This is a genomic window from Chloroflexota bacterium (assembly GCA_018648225.1).
Taxonomy (GTDB): domain Bacteria; phylum Chloroflexota; class Anaerolineae; order Anaerolineales; family UBA11858; genus NIOZ-UU35.
Genome location: JABGRQ010000203.1, coordinates 1 through 1,972, shown reverse-complemented (window position 1 = coordinate 1,972; position 1,972 = coordinate 1). Strand labels below are relative to the sequence as shown.

Sequence of the window (1,972 nt, the reverse complement as noted above, 5' to 3'; positions counted from 1 at the left end):
AGCAGGGATTCCCCAAATCGCCGGGGAGGCCACCCTCACGCCCCCAGGATTGGTCAGCTATACCCTGGACTTGTCCAACACCTTTTTGGGGCTGTTCTCCGATGTGACCTATGAATTCCAGGTGACATTGGAGGGCGGGGAAACGCTCACCAGCCCGGAATACAGCTTTTATTTTGAAGATAATCGCTGGGCGTGGCAGTCGCTCAAAACCGACGAATTTGAAATCTATTGGTATAAGGGCGATACGGATTTTGGTGAAAAAATCTTAAACACAGCCCACGATGGCCTTGAGCACATTCGCCTGCAAGTCGATGTACCTTCACCGGAGGCATTGCGCTATTATGTTTATGCCACTTCGCAAGAATTACAAAGCGCGCTGCAACTCTCAGGCGAAGCCGGTTCGCAAATTGCAGGCCATGCCGACCCGGCGCTGAACAAAGTGATGGTTTCGCTGGCCCCCGGCCCTGCCGAAACGCTGGAAATCAAACGTCAGGTGCCCCACGAATTGCTGCATGTGCTGCTCTACCAAAAACTTGGCAATGGCTACGCCCGTCTGCCGCGCTGGCTTAATGAGGGGCTGGCCTCTACAGCCGAACTCTTCCCCAACCCCGATTACCCGCTTTTGCTGGAAAAAGCTTATGAACGTCAGGCATTGCTCCCCTTTGCCAGTTTATGCCAAAGTTTCCCTGTGGATGCTGCTAACTTCCAACTGGCCTATGCACAGGCATCCAGCATCACCTGGTATCTACAGGGCCGCTTCGGTACCTCCGGTACCGAAGCACTTTTAGCAGCCTATGCTGATGGTCTGGATTGCGAGCATGGCGCTGAGACTGCATTGGGCCAGGGACTAACGACTCTCGAACTGGATTGGCGCAGTATCACATTTCATGAAAATCCCTGGCTGACTTCGCTGCGCGGCATACTCCCTTGGCTGCTGATTTTTGCGTTGTTTTTGCTGCCGTGGGTAATTTTAAATATTGTTGACGCTATAAAACGTCGAAAACCCGTTCAGGAAACTCCCGCTTCCGTATGAATCTACACAATCTTGCCCGCCTGCATGCCCGAGTAGAGGGGCGCGTTCAGGGCGTCGGTTTTCGCTATTTTGTGCAGCAAAATGCAGTTAATCTGGAGCTCTTAGGCTGGGTGCGCAATCGCTGGGTTGGCAGTGTAGAAGTGCTGGCTGAAGGCCCGCAAGCTGCGCTTGAAAAACTGCTCAATGCACTTCAGCGCGGGCCGCGGGCTGGGACAACATCTGGCGTAAAGCATGAGTGGCTCGCCGCAACGGGGGAATATAAGAATTTTCGCATCCGCAGGACGGGATGATTGATTGTCATTCCGAGGAACGCAGCGACGAGGAATCCCTGCAATATTCAATTAGAAAGTATCTTCATAGAGATTCCTCGCTGCGCTCGGAATGACATCGTTTATTCATTTTCAAACCAATCAGCAGCCAAATCGCGCCAAGATGGATTAAGCGATTTTATTAGCGCAATTTTCTTGCTCCGTCTCCATCCTTTGATTTCCTTTTCACGCGTAATTGCTACACTCACATCATTTGCTTCTTCATAGTACGCCAAACGAGTTACATCATAGCGCTGTGTAAATCCAGGAATCAATTTGTGCTTGTGCTCATATACACGGCGTGCTAGATCATTCGTCATACCTGTGTATAGTGTGCCGCTCTTACTATTCATGATATAGACGTAATAAACTCTCATCATTGTGAAGCCGTCCAAAACATCCTAACAGGCAGTCATTCCGAGGAGCACAGCGACGAGGAATCCCTGCAACGCTTCAAAAAGAGTATCACCATAGGGATTCCTTGCTGCGCTCGGAATGATGGTACTCAAAACCCCAGGCCGCGTTCTTTGAGCGAAACCCACTTACCGCGGCCAATCACAAGATGATCCAGTACCTGCACATCGAGCAATTTCCCCGCTTCCACAATTGCGCGCGTCACAGCTACATCATC

General features: G+C 51.0%; 4 protein-coding genes. 2 read left to right on the top strand and 2 right to left on the bottom strand.

The features are described from left to right. Positions 1–1,033, top strand: a 1,033-nt coding sequence (locus tag HN413_17555; GenBank protein ID MBT3392207.1) for a hypothetical protein, incomplete at its 5' end; no start/stop codon positions are given. Continuing rightward, positions 1,030–1,323: an acylphosphatase gene (locus tag HN413_17550; GenBank protein ID MBT3392206.1), complete on the top strand. Its 294-nt coding sequence runs from the start codon at positions 1,030–1,032 to the stop codon at positions 1,321–1,323. The genes HN413_17555 and HN413_17550, both read left to right, overlap by 4 nt. A gap of 101 nt (positions 1,324–1,424) precedes the next feature. Here the strand turns inward: HN413_17550 and HN413_17545 are convergent, their stop codons facing one another. Together HN413_17545 and HN413_17540 are read right to left on the bottom strand one after the other, a co-directional pair. Continuing rightward, entirely contained in the window at positions 1,425–1,718 is a 294-nt protein-coding gene (locus tag HN413_17545) for a GIY-YIG nuclease family protein (GenBank protein ID MBT3392205.1), read from the bottom strand. 128 nt (positions 1,719–1,846) lie between these two features. Continuing rightward, positions 1,847–1,972: hypothetical protein (locus HN413_17540; protein ID MBT3392204.1), on the bottom strand; the 126-nt coding region annotated here is incomplete at its 5' end.

Excerpts from the sequence above, each read along its gene's own strand:
- HN413_17550 (MBT3392206.1), top strand. The coding sequence starts at position 1,030 with ATGAATCTACACAATCTTGCCCGCCTGCATGCCCGAGTAGAGGGGCGC.
- HN413_17545 (MBT3392205.1), bottom strand. The coding sequence starts at position 1,718 with ATGAGAGTTTATTACGTCTATATCATGAATAGTAAGAGCGGCACACTA.